This window comes from Enterobacter cloacae complex sp. SHL012, assembly GCF_049237505.1.
In the GTDB taxonomy this organism is placed as follows: Bacteria; Pseudomonadota; Gammaproteobacteria; order Enterobacterales; family Enterobacteriaceae; genus Enterobacter; species Enterobacter kobei.
This window is the reverse complement of the sequence record NZ_JBMKIZ010000001.1, coordinates 982532-996615: the sequence shown is the minus strand read 5'-3', so window position 1 is coordinate 996615 and position 14084 is coordinate 982532. Positions and strand designations below refer to the sequence as shown.

At 51.7% G+C, this 14084-nt stretch carries 16 protein-coding genes and 1 pseudogene; 15 read left to right on the top strand and 2 right to left on the bottom strand.

Annotation, left to right across the window (positions count from 1 at the left end; genetic code table 11):
* The first annotated feature begins 2 nt into the window (after positions 1-2).
* From ACOTY9_RS04800 to sdiA, 13 genes are all read left to right on the top strand, one after another.
* Positions 3-1157: a DegT/DnrJ/EryC1/StrS family aminotransferase gene (locus ACOTY9_RS04800; protein WP_348565403.1), complete on the top strand. Its 1155-nt coding sequence runs from the start codon at positions 3-5 to the stop codon at positions 1155-1157.
* A 12-nt stretch (positions 1158-1169) separates the two neighbouring features.
* The gene (locus ACOTY9_RS04795) at positions 1170-1868 is read left to right on the top strand and encodes a WbqC family protein (protein ID WP_348565404.1); all 699 of its coding nucleotides are present in this window, start codon (positions 1170-1172) and stop codon (positions 1866-1868) included.
* Position 1869: 1 nt separating this feature from the next.
* On the top strand, positions 1870-2832 hold the full coding sequence (locus ACOTY9_RS04790) for a hypothetical protein (RefSeq protein WP_063861507.1): 963 nt from the start codon (positions 1870-1872) through the stop codon (positions 2830-2832).
* Positions 2826-3791 (top strand): hypothetical protein, encoded by a 966-nt coding sequence (locus ACOTY9_RS04785; RefSeq protein ID WP_348565405.1) that lies wholly within the window; start codon positions 2826-2828, stop codon positions 3789-3791. Before ACOTY9_RS04790 ends, ACOTY9_RS04785 begins: the two co-directional genes overlap by 7 nt.
* Positions 3788-4240, top strand: a complete 453-nt coding sequence (locus ACOTY9_RS04780) for a GNAT family N-acetyltransferase (protein ID WP_348565406.1) — start codon at positions 3788-3790, stop codon at positions 4238-4240. Before ACOTY9_RS04785 ends, ACOTY9_RS04780 begins: the two co-directional genes overlap by 4 nt.
* The gene (locus ACOTY9_RS04775; RefSeq protein WP_063861503.1) at positions 4237-4974 is read left to right on the top strand and encodes a class I SAM-dependent methyltransferase; all 738 of its coding nucleotides are present in this window, start codon (positions 4237-4239) and stop codon (positions 4972-4974) included. The genes ACOTY9_RS04780 and ACOTY9_RS04775 overlap by 4 nt, the downstream gene beginning before the upstream one ends.
* A 148-nt stretch (positions 4975-5122) precedes the next feature.
* On the top strand, positions 5123-5842 hold the full coding sequence (locus tag ACOTY9_RS04770; protein ID WP_014170714.1) for an RNA polymerase sigma factor FliA: 720 nt from the start codon (positions 5123-5125) through the stop codon (positions 5840-5842).
* Between the two features lie 54 nt (positions 5843-5896).
* Positions 5897-6448, top strand: a complete 552-nt coding sequence (gene fliZ / locus ACOTY9_RS04765; protein ID WP_014884383.1) for a flagella biosynthesis regulatory protein FliZ — start codon at positions 5897-5899, stop codon at positions 6446-6448.
* A gap of 86 nt (positions 6449-6534) precedes the next feature.
* Positions 6535-7335 (top strand): cystine ABC transporter substrate-binding protein, encoded by an 801-nt coding sequence (gene tcyJ, locus ACOTY9_RS04760; RefSeq protein ID WP_348565407.1) that lies wholly within the window; start codon positions 6535-6537, stop codon positions 7333-7335.
* 107 nt (positions 7336-7442) lie between these two features.
* A complete protein-coding gene (gene dcyD, locus ACOTY9_RS04755) occupies positions 7443-8429 on the top strand; it encodes a D-cysteine desulfhydrase (RefSeq protein ID WP_348565408.1) in 987 nt (328 codons plus the stop codon).
* A gap of 21 nt (positions 8430-8450) precedes the next feature.
* Positions 8451-9119 (top strand): cystine ABC transporter permease, encoded by a 669-nt coding sequence (tcyL, locus tag ACOTY9_RS04750; protein ID WP_348565409.1) that lies wholly within the window; start codon positions 8451-8453, stop codon positions 9117-9119.
* Positions 9116-9868 (top strand): L-cystine ABC transporter ATP-binding protein TcyN, encoded by a 753-nt coding sequence (tcyN, locus tag ACOTY9_RS04745; protein ID WP_014884379.1) that lies wholly within the window; start codon positions 9116-9118, stop codon positions 9866-9868. Before tcyL ends, tcyN begins: the two co-directional genes overlap by 4 nt.
* 221 nt (positions 9869-10089) lie before the next feature.
* The gene (gene sdiA / locus ACOTY9_RS04740; protein ID WP_014884378.1) at positions 10090-10812 is read left to right on the top strand and encodes a transcriptional regulator SdiA; all 723 of its coding nucleotides are present in this window, start codon (positions 10090-10092) and stop codon (positions 10810-10812) included.
* Positions 10813-10878: 66 nt separating this feature from the next.
* Here the strand turns inward: sdiA and ACOTY9_RS04735 are convergent, their stop codons facing one another.
* Positions 10879-11103, bottom strand: coding sequence for a DUF2594 family protein (locus tag ACOTY9_RS04735; RefSeq protein WP_014832453.1), 225 nt, complete (start codon positions 11101-11103; stop codon positions 10879-10881).
* Positions 11104-11128: 25 nt separating this feature from the next.
* Positions 11129-11197 (bottom strand): annotated as a pseudogene (locus ACOTY9_RS04730) (hypothetical protein); the annotation flags it as partial.
* A 370-nt stretch (positions 11198-11567) separates the two neighbouring features.
* Between ACOTY9_RS04730 and uvrY the strand changes: the two are divergent.
* Together uvrY and uvrC are read left to right on the top strand one after the other, a co-directional pair.
* On the top strand, positions 11568-12224 hold the full coding sequence (gene uvrY, locus ACOTY9_RS04725) for a UvrY/SirA/GacA family response regulator transcription factor (RefSeq protein WP_023330806.1): 657 nt from the start codon (positions 11568-11570) through the stop codon (positions 12222-12224).
* Positions 12221-14053 carry an excinuclease ABC subunit UvrC gene (gene uvrC / locus ACOTY9_RS04720; protein WP_014884376.1) on the top strand — a complete coding sequence of 611 codons (1833 nt, stop codon included), beginning with the start codon at positions 12221-12223 and terminating at the stop codon, positions 14051-14053. The genes uvrY and uvrC overlap by 4 nt, the downstream gene beginning before the upstream one ends.
* Positions 14054-14084 lie beyond the last annotated feature (31 nt).

Below are 14084 nucleotides of genomic sequence, written 5' to 3'. Positions count from 1 at the left end.
TTATGAAAAATGTCTACGTTACCAGTCCACTTCTTCCGCCACTTGAGGAGTTCATCCCTTACCTGGAGACCTTGTGGGAAAGTAAAATTTTGACCAACAGCGGGCAATTCCATCGGCAACTGGAAGAGGCGTTGGCGGTGTATCTCGGCGTGAAGCATGTCTGCCTGTTCTCCAACGGCACGCTCGCACTGCTGACGGCGCTGCAGACATTGCGTATTACCGGCGAAGTGATCACCACGCCGTACTCCTTTGTCGCCACGTCTCACAGTCTGCTGTGGAATGATTTAACGCCGGTGTTTGCCGATATTGATCCTGTTACTTTTAATATCGATCCGGATCGCATTGAAGAACTGATTACACCTAAAACAACGGCCATCATGCCGGTCCATTGCTACGGTATTCCGTGCGATATGGAACGCATCCAGAAAATTGCCGATACCTATGGGCTGAAGGTGATTTACGATGCGGCCCACTGTTTCGGCGTCAAGCAGGATAACGCCAGCATTCTCAATTATGGCGATCTGTCCGTGCTGAGCTTCCACGCCACGAAGGTATTTAACACCTTCGAAGGAGGAGCCATTATTTGCCATGATACCAAAACCAAACAGCGAATCGATTATCTGAAAAACTTTGGTTTTGCTGATGAAACCATCGTGATGGCGCCGGGTATTAACGCCAAGATGAATGAAGTGCAGGCGGCCATGGGGCTGCTGCAGTTAAAGTATATAGACAGCGCTCTGCAGGAGCGCGCGGTGATTTATCAACGTTACGTTGAGCTGCTTGATTCCGCTCTTCCGGCGCTGGAGTACATTACACCGGCCAGTAATATTGAATGGAATTACTCCTATTTCCCGGTACTAATTCGCGCAGATTCGGCGGTCAGTCGGGATGCAATCTATGCGGAATTACGCAAGCATAATATCTATGCCCGGCGTTATTTCTATCCGCTTATCAGTGCCTTCCCGATGTATCGCCACTTCCCGACGGCGAATGCACAACATCTTCCGGTTGCCGATGAAATTTCTCATGCGGTGCTTTGCCTGCCGATTTATCCCGGACTGCCGGTGGCCGATCAGCGTCGTATTATTGAGATTATTCAGAGCTTGTTTGTCGATGCCGCTCGCGCGGCAGAGCCTGCGCTGGTGGTCAATGGATAGGAAAGGGAACCGATGAAGCTGGCAATTATGCAACCCTATTTTTTCCCGTACTGCGGCTATTTTCAGCTTATGGCGGCCGTTGATGCTTTCGTGGTGTATGACAACATCAAGTACACGAAAAAAGGGTGGATTAACCGTAACCGTATCCAGGTTCGTGGTGCGGAGTCGTTAATCTCGCTGCCGCTAAAAAAAGACTCGGACTTTCTGGATATCAGGGAGCGTCAGCTCTCGGCAGCATTTGACCGTACTAAGCTGTGCAATCAGATTGTTGGCGCGTATCGCCACGCACCTTCATTTTCTGCGGTAATGCCGGTGCTTGAGGAGATTATTCAGAACCCGGACGATAACCTTTTTAATTATCTGTGGCAGGGTCTGACCGGCCTGCGGGATTATTTCGGCTTCTCCTGCGAGCTGATTGTCTCGTCTTCGTTGCCGGCGAATCACACGTTAAAGTCTCAGGATCGCGTCATCGATATTTGTCAGGTTTTGAACGCCCGTACGTATATTAATCCCCCGGGGGGCATGGCGCTCTATTCCCGGCAGGATTTTGTCGATCGTGGGCTTGCACTGCAATTTATCCAGCCGCAGCCGTGGCACTACCCGCATTCTGACGCGGCGTTTATTCCCTGGTTGTCGATTATTGACGTCATGATGTTTAACCCTCGCGATGAGGTGGTTCGTCGCCTCCAGCATGGTTATGAGTTAATTTAATATGTTTACATGGAAAAAATTGGGTAAGGTCTTTACCCCGCAGGAGGTGACTCATCTCCCCTGGCTTAAAGAGTTTGCGCAGGCTCCGGCGACGCTGATCTTCGATGATTTCGTGCGCGTCTATTTCTCCTGCCGCCCACCTGCCGATGAGCAGGGAAAATATGTCAGCTATTCAGCCTGGGTGGATTTGGCACGTGACGATCTCTTCCACGTGTTGCGCTTCGCCCGCGAACCAATCCTCCCGTTGGGGGGATACGGAGAGTTCGACGAATTTGGAACCTATCCCGTCTCCGTGATGCGCGATAACGATGTGGTAAAAGCCTGGTATGCAGGCTGGACCCGTTGCGAATCGGTGCCGTTCAACGTGGCGATTGGCATGGCAGTAAGCCATGACCAAGGGGAAACCTTCGTTAAAGCGGGCCCGGGTCCAGCAATCGGTTACTCTCCGGATGAGCCGTTTGTGATGAGTGGGCCAAAAATTCGCAGGTTCAATAACCAGTGGCAGCTTTTTTATATCGCGGGTCGCAAATGGAAGTGGGTGGATGGCCGTGCAGAACCGGTCTACAAGATCCGCATGGCGACCTCTGACGATGGCATCAACTGGACAAAACTGAATAAAGATCTGATCCCCAGCCGCATTGAAGAGGACGAGGCGCAGGCCAGTCCTGATGTCTTTTACGCCAACGGCAAATACCATATGTTTTTTTGCTACCGCTACAGCGCCCATTATCGCGGGAAACAGAACGGTTACCGCATCGGCTATGCGTGGAGCCTGGATATGAAGTCGTGGTACCGGGATGATAGCAAAGCTGGCATTGACGTTTCTGCTTCCGGATGGGATGCAGAGATGATCAGCTACCCACACGTTTTTGAACTCGATGGCACTATTTACATGGCTTACCTGGGGGATCAGGTGGGCCGCTATGGCTTTGGTCTGGCACAACTTGAGGGTAAATTATGCTGACCCTGAACTGGCGTAAGCACGGGCTTATCTATTCGCCGTCACAGTTTCCTCCTCTGGCAAATGGGGTGGGTTTTGCCCAGTCTCCGCAAGCGCTGGTGTTTGATGATTTTGTCCGCATCTACTTTTCCACGCGTGAGCGGGAGGAGCATTCAGCAAAGTTTATTAGCCGCGTCTGCTATGTGGATATGGATAAATCGCTGCGGGAGGTGCTGCGCATCAGTCCCGAGCCGGTAATCGCACCTGCTGAACTGGGCACATTCGATGAGCACGGTATTTTCCCCTGTAACGTTCTGCGTCATGAAGGAAAAATCATGGCATGGACAACGGGGTGGAATCGACGCGTTTCAGTCTCTGTTGATACGGCTATTGGTCTTGCGGTAAGTACGGACAATGGCGAAAACTTCATCCGCATCGGTACCGGGCCGGTGATGGGACCGTCATTGCACGAGCCACACTTAGTGGGTGATGCCTTTGTTATCCATACCCGTGAACGTTTCCACATGTGGTACATCTTTGGCACGGGCTGGAAGAAGCGCACCCCGGATTCGGTTCCGGATCGTATCTATAAAATTGCCCATGCGGAATCACACGATGGCATCAACTGGCAGCGTGACAGCCAGCAAATTATCCCCTCCGTGCTGGGGGGCGATGAATGCCAGGCACTGCCGACGGTGATTGAAATCAATGGCCGGTATCATATGGTCTTTTGCTTCCGTGAATGTTTCGATTTTCGCACAGGGCAGGGGCGTGGCTATCGTCTGGGCTATGCCTGGTCTGATGATTTACACCACTGGCATCGTGACGACAGCCAAATGGCCTCGCTCGCGTCTGTGAATGACTGGGACAGCGAAATGCAGTGCTATCCCCATCTGTTCCGCTGCGATGAGAAAGTGTATTTGCTTTATAACGGTAATGCGTTTGGCAAAGCAGGGTTTGGCCTGGCGGAACTGGTGTTATGAATCGCTTGACGTTTTGCCAGAACCGCGCCTCTGCGGAGGAGATCGTCGAACACTTTAATCAGTGTGACCCGCTATTTGCCGCATCTATTACCGAAATAATCGCGTTGCAGGACTATGCAAAAAAATTAGCGGAGCAGGCATGGCGAACTGAAGCCTGGCAAAACAACACGCTCACCGGACTGGTTGCAGCCTATTACAACGCCCAGCGTCAGCAGGGATTTATTACGAATGTTTCCGTTTTGCCTGACGCTCAGCATTGCGGTGTGGGTAGTCAGCTATTAATTCAAAGCATTGAACATTTACGCTCCCTGGGTGTGACTGAAATTAATCTTGAAGTCGATAAGAATAATGTGTCGGCACAACGTTTATATCTAAAGCATGGGTTTATCTTCGGAGGATCAAACGCTTCAAAGATAACCATGACTTTGCAGAGTGAGATAACAACATGACCCTTCGTGATTACAATCTGGAAATCAAAGACACTGCCGATCATCAGTATGCCTATAACTTTGATTTTGATGTTATGCACCCTTTTATGATCCGTGCGTTCACACCGTTCTTTAAGCCGGGTAATTTACTTGAACTTGGTAGTTTTAAAGGTGATTTTACCGCACGCCTGGCTGAAAAATTTAACGCCATCACCTGCGTGGAAGCTTCAGCAGAGGCGGTGGCCATCGCCAGTGAGCGCCTGGGTGAAAATGTATCGTTTGTGCATTCCCGCTTTGAAGATGTTGAACTTCCGGAACGTTATAACAATATTGTTCTCACTCATGTGCTGGAGCATATTGACGATCCCGTTAATCTCTTAAAACGTATTAATGATGAATGGCTAACGGATGACGGACATCTTTTTCTGGTCTGTCCCAATGCGCATGCCGCTTCCCGACAGATTGCCGTTAAAATGGGATTAATCTCTCATAATAGTGCGGTGACGGAGGCTGAGTATCAGCATGGCCACCGTTGTACGTATTCTCTGGATACGCTTGAGAGAGATGCCCGTCTTGCAGGACTCAACGTTGTGTATCGCACGGGTATTTTTTTCAAGGCGCTCGCTAATTTCCAGTGGGACAAGCTTTTACAGACAGATATCATCTCGACGCAATATCTTGAGGGCTGTTACGCCTTAGGCCATCAATACCCTGATTTATGTTCCAGCATATTCTTGCTGTGTAAAAAAGGCTGACGTTATTCTTACTGCAGGATGCATGTTATCCCGACATGCATCGGTAACCCCCAAATAACCCCTTATTTTACCCACTATTCACCCAATTGAACGCCCTGCAGAATCGGATAATCATGCCGATAACTCAACTAACGCAGGGCTGTTTATCGTGAATTCACTCTATACCGCTGAAGGTGTAATGGATAAACACTCGCTGTGGCAGCGTTATGTCCCGCTGGTGCGTCACGAAGCATTGCGCCTCCAGGTGCGCTTGCCGGCGAGCGTGGAACTTGACGATCTGCTACAGGCGGGCGGTATCGGGTTATTGAATGCAGTTGACCGATACGACGCTCTGCAAGGAACGGCATTTACGACTTACGCAGTTCAGCGTATTCGTGGTGCGATGCTGGACGAACTGCGCAGCCGTGACTGGGTGCCGCGAAGTGTTCGCCGCAACGCCCGCGAAGTGGCGCATGCGATGGGGCAGCTGGAACAGGAACTGGGACGCAACGCAACGGAAACCGAAGTGGCGGAACGTCTTGGCATTGCTGTTGAAGAGTATCGTCAGATGTTGCTCGATACCAATAATAGCCAACTCTTCTCTTATGACGAGTGGCGCGAAGAGCATGGCGATAGCATCGAGCTGGTGACGGATGAGCACCAGCAGGAAAACCCGTTACACCATTTAATGGAAGGGAATTTACGCCAGCGCGTAATGGAAGCGATTGAAGCGCTGCCGGAACGCGAACAGCTGGTGTTGACCCTTTATTACCAGGAAGAGCTTAATCTCAAAGAGATTGGCGCTGTGCTGGAAGTGGGGGAGTCGCGGGTGAGCCAGCTGCACAGCCAGGCCATTAAACGCTTACGAACCAAGCTGGGTAAGTTATAGGTGATTTTTTCACCCGAAAAATGCCGCACAACGTATTGACAACCAGGAGTTATCATGACGGTGCAGCAATCAAAAAGACGGCCTTTAAGCCGCTACCTGAAAGACTTTAAACACAGCCAGACGCATTGCGCCCACTGTAAGAAACTACTCGATCGTATCACGCTGGTTCGCCGTGGCGAGATCGTGAATAAAATCGCGATCTCTCGCCTCGACACGTTGATGGACGAAGCGGCGTGGCTCGAAGAGCAGAAAGAGTGGGTGGCGCTTTGTCGTTTCTGTGGCGATCTCCACTGCAAAGAGCAAAGCGACTTCTTCGACATTATCGGCTTCAAACAATTCCTGTTTGAACAAACGGAGATGAGCCACGGCACCGTGCGCGAATATGTGGTTCGCCTGCGCCGCCTTGGACAGCATCTGACCGTTAACAACATCTCTCGCGATCTGCTAAAAACCGGTTATCTGGATGAGAATCTGGAGCCGTGGCTGCCTGCCACCAGCACCAACAACTACCGTATTGCGCTGCGCAAGTATGCGCAATATAAGGTACAAATGCCGGGTGCGATGAAGCAGAAAGGCCACGCCGGAACAACTTCTGATATATATTAAAAAAGAATAAGATGTAGCGCAGTCGCCTTTGACGTCGCAGGCGATTTCTCTACACTACGTAAAAATTCTACGCTATCGGGGTATTTATGAAATTAGCACTTCTGGGTCGTCAGGCGTTGATGGGCGTTATGGCCGTGGCGCTGGTTGCGGGTATGAGCGTGAAAACGTTCGCTGCAGAAAATCTGCTGAACAAAGTAAAAGAGCGCGGAACGCTGCTGGTTGGGCTGGAAGGAACCTATCCTCCGTTCAGCTTCCAGGGCGACGACGGCAAACTGACCGGTTTTGAAGTGGAATTTGCCGAAGAACTGGCAAAACACCTCGGCGTGAAAGCCTCCCTGAAACCGACCAAATGGGACGGTATGCTGGCATCGCTGGATTCCAAACGCATTGACGTGGTGATTAACCAGGTGACCATTTCTGACGAGCGTAAGAAGAAGTATGGCTTCTCCACGCCGTACACCGTGTCCGGTATTCAGGCGCTGGTGAAGAAAGGTAACGAAGGCACCATCAAAACCGCGGCCGACCTGAAAGGCAAAAAAGTGGGTGTCGGTCTGGGCACTAACTACGAAGAGTGGCTGCGCCAGAACGTTCAGGGCGTGGACATCCGTACCTATGATGATGACCCGACGAAATACCAGGATCTGCGCGTAGGCCGTATTGACGCCATTCTGGTTGACCGCCTGGCCGCGCTGGATCTGGTGAAGAAAACCAACAACACCCTGGCGGTTGCCGGTGATGCGTTCTCTCGTCAGGAATCCGGTGTTGCGGTCCGTAAAGGTAACGAAGACCTGGTGAAAGCGATCGACGCTGCGATTGCTGATATGCAAAAAGACGGCAGCCTGAAGGCGCTCTCCGAGAAGTGGTTCGGCGCAGACGTCACCAAATAAGTCTTTGACGTGAAAAAAAGGCGCTTTTAAAAGCGCCTTTTTTATTTCTTACGCGTCTGCGTGCATAATGAAAAATATTACATTTTGTCTGAGTTACCGGAGAACCCATGTCACTACAGAATTTAACGCGCTTTCCCCGCCTGGAGTTTATCGGCGCGCCGACTCCGCTGGAGTATCTGCCGCGATTTTCTGATTACGTAGGACGCGATATTTTCATTAAGCGCGATGACGTGACGCCGATGGCGATGGGGGGCAACAAGCTGCGTAAGCTGGAGTTTCTGGCCGCGGATGCACTGCGTGAAGGGGCGGACACGCTCATCACCGCCGGGGCAATCCAGTCCAACCACGTTCGTCAGACGGCGGCAGTCGCGGCGAAGCTTGGTCTCCATTGCGTGGCACTGCTGGAAAACCCAATTGGCACGCGGGCAGAAAATTATCTCACCAACGGTAATCGTCTGCTGCTGGATCTGTTTAATGTGCAGGTGGAGATGGTCGATGCGTTGACCGACCCGACTGCCCAGCTCGACGAACTGGCTACGCGCCTCGAAGCGCAGGGTTTCCGTCCTTATGTTATCCCTGTCGGCGGTTCGAATGCGCTGGGCGCGCTGGGTTATGTGGAAAGTGCGCTGGAGATCGCGCAGCAGTGTGAGGGGGCGGTGAGCCTCTCCTCCGTGGTTGTCGCGTCTGGCAGTGCCGGCACGCACGCCGGGCTGGCGGTGGGGCTGGAGCAGCTGATGCCCGAGTTGGAACTGATAGGCGTGACGGTGTCCCGCAGCGTTGCGGATCAAAAGCCGAAAGTGGTCACGTTACAGCAGGCGGTGGCAGAGCAGCTGGCGCTTAAGGCAAAAGCCGATATTCTGCTCTGGGATGACTATTTTGCGCCGGGCTACGGCACGCCTAATGAAGAGGGGATGGAGGCGGTTAAACTGCTGGCGCGCCTTGAGGGTATACTGCTTGATCCGGTTTATACGGGTAAAGCGATGGCCGGGCTTATAGATGGCATTACGCAGAAACGCTTTAAGGATGAAGGGCCGATTTTATTTGTGCACACCGGCGGGGCGCCCGCGCTGTTTGCTTATCATCCTCATGTCTAAAAATCAGGTCGAAAAATAATAATGCAAGAGAGTATACAACTGGTTATTGATTCACTGCCGTATCTGCTGAAAGGTGCGGTATTTACGCTCCAGCTGAGTATTGGCGGGATGTTCTTCGGCCTCGTGCTGGGCTTCGTGCTGGCTTTAATGCGTATGTCGCCCATTCTGCCGGTACGCTGGCTGGCGCGTTTCTATACCTCCGTGTTTCGCGGTACGCCACTCATTGCTCAGCTCTTTATGATCTACTACGGTCTACCGCAATTCGGTATCGAGCTGGATCCGATCCCGGCGGCGATGATTGGCCTGTCGCTCAATACGGCGGCCTATACCTCTGAAACCCTGCGCGCGGCAATCTCGTCCATTGATAAAGGTCAGTGGGAAGCGGCGGCCAGTATCGGGATGACGCCGTGGCAAACATTGCGTCGCGCTATTTTGCCGCAGGCTGCGCGTGTGGCGCTTCCGCCGCTGAGCAACAGCTTCATCAGCCTGGTCAAAGATACCTCTCTGGCCGCAACGATTCAGGTGCCTGAACTGTTCCGTCAGGCGCAGCTTATTACCTCGCGCACCCTTGAAGTCTTCACCATGTATCTGGCTGCCTCGCTGATTTACTGGGTGATGGCAACGGTGTTGTCTGCTCTGCAAAACTATTTTGAAAACCAGCTTAACCGCCAGGAGCGTGATCCAAAATGAGTGCTATCGACGTTAAAAACCTGGTGAAAAAATTCCATGGTCAAACGGTGCTCCACGGGATCGATCTGGAAGTGGAGCAGGGCGAAGTGGTGGCTATTATCGGGCCGAGCGGGTCGGGAAAAACGACGCTGCTGCGCAGTATTAACCTGCTTGAACAACCGGAAGGGGGCACCATCCGGGTCGGGGAGATTACGATTGATACCGGTAAATCCATCAGCCAGCAGAAAGGATTAATTCGCCGTCTGCGTCAGCATGTGGGCTTTGTGTTCCAGAACTTCAATCTTTTTCCGCACCGCACGGTACTGGAAAACATTATTGAAGGGCCGGTTATCGTAAAAGGTGAGCCAAAAGAGGACGCGACGGCGCGTGCCCGCGAGCTGCTCGCTAAAGTTGGGCTGGCAGGTAAAGAGACCAGCTATCCGCGCCGCCTGTCAGGAGGCCAGCAGCAGCGCGTGGCGATAGCGCGTGCGCTGGCGATGCGCCCTGACGTGATCCTGTTTGATGAACCGACCTCGGCGCTCGACCCCGAGCTGGTGGGCGAAGTGCTGAACACCATTCGCCAGCTGGCGCAGGAGAAGCGCACGATGGTCATCGTGACCCATGAAATGAGCTTTGCTCGTGACGTGGCGGACAGGGCCATTTTCATGGACCAGGGGCGGATTGTGGAGCAGGGGCCGGCGAAAAGTTTATTTGCGGATCCTCAACAGCCGCGAACCCGTCAGTTCCTTGAAAAATTCCTCATGCAGTAGCATTTTTGTCCTTATTTGCTCCGGAAATCTTTTCTGGAGCAAATTATTCTCCCTGTTGCCCCGGGCGTCTGCTTTTTTATTCCACCCGACGCAGATAAGCCTTATCAATAGTAAAGTTAATTGTGCTATTGCCGATATTTTGTGGTTAGAAATAAGTTTTATGTGTTAGGTTATATTCACCATAATAATGATTATCTTTTCAGAGGCTTCTTTTAGTAAGTATGAAGGATTCAGACTTTTTCACCTGGCGACGGGATTGCTTCCTCCGGTTTCAGGAATTGACCTGTGCCGACGAGGTATATCAGGAACTTCAGCGACAAACGCAGGCGCTTGAATTCGATTATTACGCGCTCTGCGTGCGCCATCCCGTGCCATTTACGCGACCCAAGGTCTCGCTGCAAACCACTTATCCAAAGCAGTGGATGGCGCAATATCAATCCGCGAACTATTTCGCGATTGATCCGGTTTTAAAGCCGGAGAATTTCATTCAGGGTCATCTTCCCTGGACGGATGCATTATTCGCGGATGCGCAGGAGTTATGGCATAACGCACAGGATCACGGTTTACGCACGGGAATAACGCAGTGTCTGATGCTGCCTAATCACGCGCTCGGTTTCCTCTCGGTTTCCCGTACGAGTGTGCAGGATGTGCCGTACAGACAGGAAGAAATAGAACTACGGTTGCAAATGCTGGTGCAAATGGCATTAACCACGCTGTTGCGTTTTGAAGATGGGATGGTGATGCCGCCAGAGATGAAATTCAGCAAGCGTGAGCGGGAAATTCTGAAATGGACTGCAGAAGGGAAGACGTCAGCGGAAATAGCGATCATTCTCTCCATTTCAGAGAATACGGTTAACTTCCATCAGAAGAATATGCAGAAAAAATTCAATGCACCCAACAAAACCCAGATTGCTTGTTACGCGGCGGCAACGGGACTGATCTGATTAGAGAGTACGTTCTGCGTGACAGACGAGCGGACGGCTGAATGCAGTGCATCCAGCCGTTTTTTGTTACTGGCGGTACGCTTGTTTAATTTGCTTAACGGTGTTTGCAAATACAGCCGATTCCGCCTGGTCTTCCATCTGCGCGATTTGCTTTTCCATTTTAATGATCACACGACCAGCATCAGCCTGGCCCATCGCCTGCAGCATCAGCGTCAGCAGTGCTTTCAGGCAGTTTACTTCCTGTGCCAGTTCCTGGTTATTCTCCGCAGTGGCAAATTCAGGTGTGCTCATTTATTTTCCTCATTATTAAACGGCGCTAAAGCGCGACGACGAAAGTCAAGGCGGCGGAGTATACCACAAGCTGAAGCAAAAAATGCAGCGGTTGTTTTTCGTACTTTTACTGCGCTGTTTATTTGCGTAAACTCCGCCAGGCGGTAGACTGATGCCCTGGTATGACTATTAATTGTTTATGAGTGGTTTGCTTACCGTTAATTATTGTTACAAAAATCTGAAAACTGTTTTCCCCGAGGAAAAGGAGCAAGGTTTTTGTAACTTTTTGAATACGGATGCTTAAAAAAAAGCGCAAAAGCCCTGATGGCAAGGACTCTCTTTCCACGGACTGTACAGGCTAATTTCCAAAAACGAGAGCAAAATCGAATAGCCGATTTTTTAACGTTTTAATCTTGTGAGGAAAACCGTTAATATAAACCAAATTATCACTCAGTAGCGTTATCCCTATTCTGGAGACATTTCCTTTGATCAACGTCCTTCTTGTTGATGACCACGAACTGGTGCGCGCAGGGATACGACGCATTCTTGAAGATATAAAAGGGATTAAAGTTGCCGGAGAGGTGTGCTGTGGGGAAGATGCCGTAAAATGGTGCCGCACAAACTCCGCCGATGTGGTGCTGATGGATATGAACATGCCCGGCATCGGTGGCCTTGAGGCAACGCGCAAAATTGCGCGTACCTTCGTAGATACCAAAGTCATCATGCTGACCGTGCATACTGAAAATCCACTGCCTGCGAAAGTGATGCAGGCGGGTGCGGCCGGTTACCTGAGCAAAGGTGCCGCTCCGCAGGAGGTCGTCAATGCCATCCGCTCCGTGTTTGCCGGGCAGCGTTACATCGCCTCTGACATTGCGCAACAGATGGCTTTGAGCCAGATCGAACCCGAGAAAAACGAGTCCCCGTTTGCCAGTTTGTCTGAGCGCGAATTGCAGATTATGCTGATGATCACGAAAGGTCAGAAGGTAAATGAGATCTCGGAACAGCTGAACCTCAGCCCGAAAACGGTGAACAGCTATCGTTATCGAATGTTCAGTAAACTGAACATTCATGGTGATGTTGAACTGACTCATCTGGCCATCCGACATGGTTTATGTAATGCGGAGACGTTGTTAAGTCAGTGAGTGATGTGTTCGATTCAAAAGCATTTCTGAAAACGGTAACCAGCCAGCCTGGCGTCTATCGGATGTATGACGCTGGCGGTACGGTTATCTATGTGGGGAAGGCGAAAGACCTTAAAAAACGCCTTTCCAGCTATTTTCGCAGCAACCTTGCCTCCCGTAAGACTGAAGCGCTGGTCTCTCTCATTCATAATATTGATGTCACCGTCACGCATACCGAAACCGAAGCCCTGCTGCTTGAGCACAATTATATAAAGCTCTATCAACCGCGCTATAACGTGCTGTTGCGGGACGATAAATCCTATCCGTTTATCTTTCTCAGTGGCGATACTCATCCGCGTCTGGCGATGCACCGTGGTGCAAAACACGCGAAGGGGGAATATTTTGGTCCTTTCCCGAATGGCTATGCCGTGCGGGAGACGCTCGCGCTGCTGCAAAAAATCTTCCCGATTCGTCAGTGCGAAAACAGTGTCTACCGTAACCGCTCGCGTCCGTGTCTGCAGTACCAGATTGGTCGCTGCCTGGGCCCCTGTGTTGCCGGGCTGGTCAGTGAAGATGAGTATGCCCAGCAGGTGGACTATGTACGCCTGTTCTTAGCCGGAAAAGACGATCAGGTGTTAACCCAGCTGATCGCGCGGATGGAAAAAGCCAGCGCCGCACTTGAGTTTGAAGAGGCCGCACGGATCCGTGACCAAATTCAGGCGGTGCGCCGGGTCACCGAGAAACAGTTTGTCTCGAATACCGGTGACGATCTCGACGTTATCGGCGTCTCCTTTGACGCCGGAATGGCCTGTGTTCACGTGCTGTTTATCCGCCAGGGCAAGGTACTCGGCAGCCGCAGCTATTTCCCTAAAGTGCCTGGTGGCACCGAGCTGGGGGAAGTGGTGGAAACCTTTGTCGGCCAGTTCTATCTACAGGGAAGCCAGATGCGCACGCTCCCCTCGGAGATCTTGCTCGATTTCAACCTTGACGATAAAACCCTGCTGGCCGATTCGCTTTCCGAGCTGGCGGGCCGTCGGGTCAACGTACAAACCAAACCCCGCGGCGACAGGGCGCGTTATCTGAAGCTCGCGCGGACCAACGCGGCGACGGCGCTGACCACAAAATTGTCTCAGCAATCGACGGTCAGCCAGCGGTTAACCGCGCTGGCAACGCTCCTGAAGTTGCCGGAAGTGAAACGTATGGAGTGTTTCGATATCAGCCATACGATGGGCGAGCAGACGGTAGCATCCTGCGTCGTGTTTGATGCTAATGGCCCGCTTCGCGCCGAGTATCGACGCTACAACATCACCGGCATTACGCCGGGAGACGACTATGCCGCCATGAATCAGGTGTTGCGTCGTCGTTACGGTAAAGCAATTGAAGAGAGCAAGATCCCGGATGTGATCCTGATTGACGGTGGTAAAGGCCAGCTTGGCCAGGCGAAAGCGGTATTTGAATCGCTCGACGTTGAGTGGGACAAAAATCATCCGCTGCTGTTAGGTGTGGCGAAAGGGGCCGATCGTAAGGCGGGTCTGGAGACGTTGTTCTTCGAACCGGAAGGTGAGGGCTTCAGTCTGCCGCCAGACTCCCCGGCGCTGCATGTCATCCAGCATATTCGCGATGAATCGCACGACCATGCTATCAGTGGGCACCGTAAAAAACGGGCGAAGGTGAAAAATACCAGTACTCTGGAAACCATTGAGGGCGTCGGGCCGAAACGTCGCCAGATGCTGCTGAAGTATATGGGCGGATTGCAAGGATTACTCAACGCCAGCATGGAGGAAATTGCAAAAGTGCCGGGTATTTCGCAAGGGCTGGCAGAAAAGATCTACTACTCGTTGAAACATTGAGGGCTCTGTAGCAACATAGAGCTAAATTTTA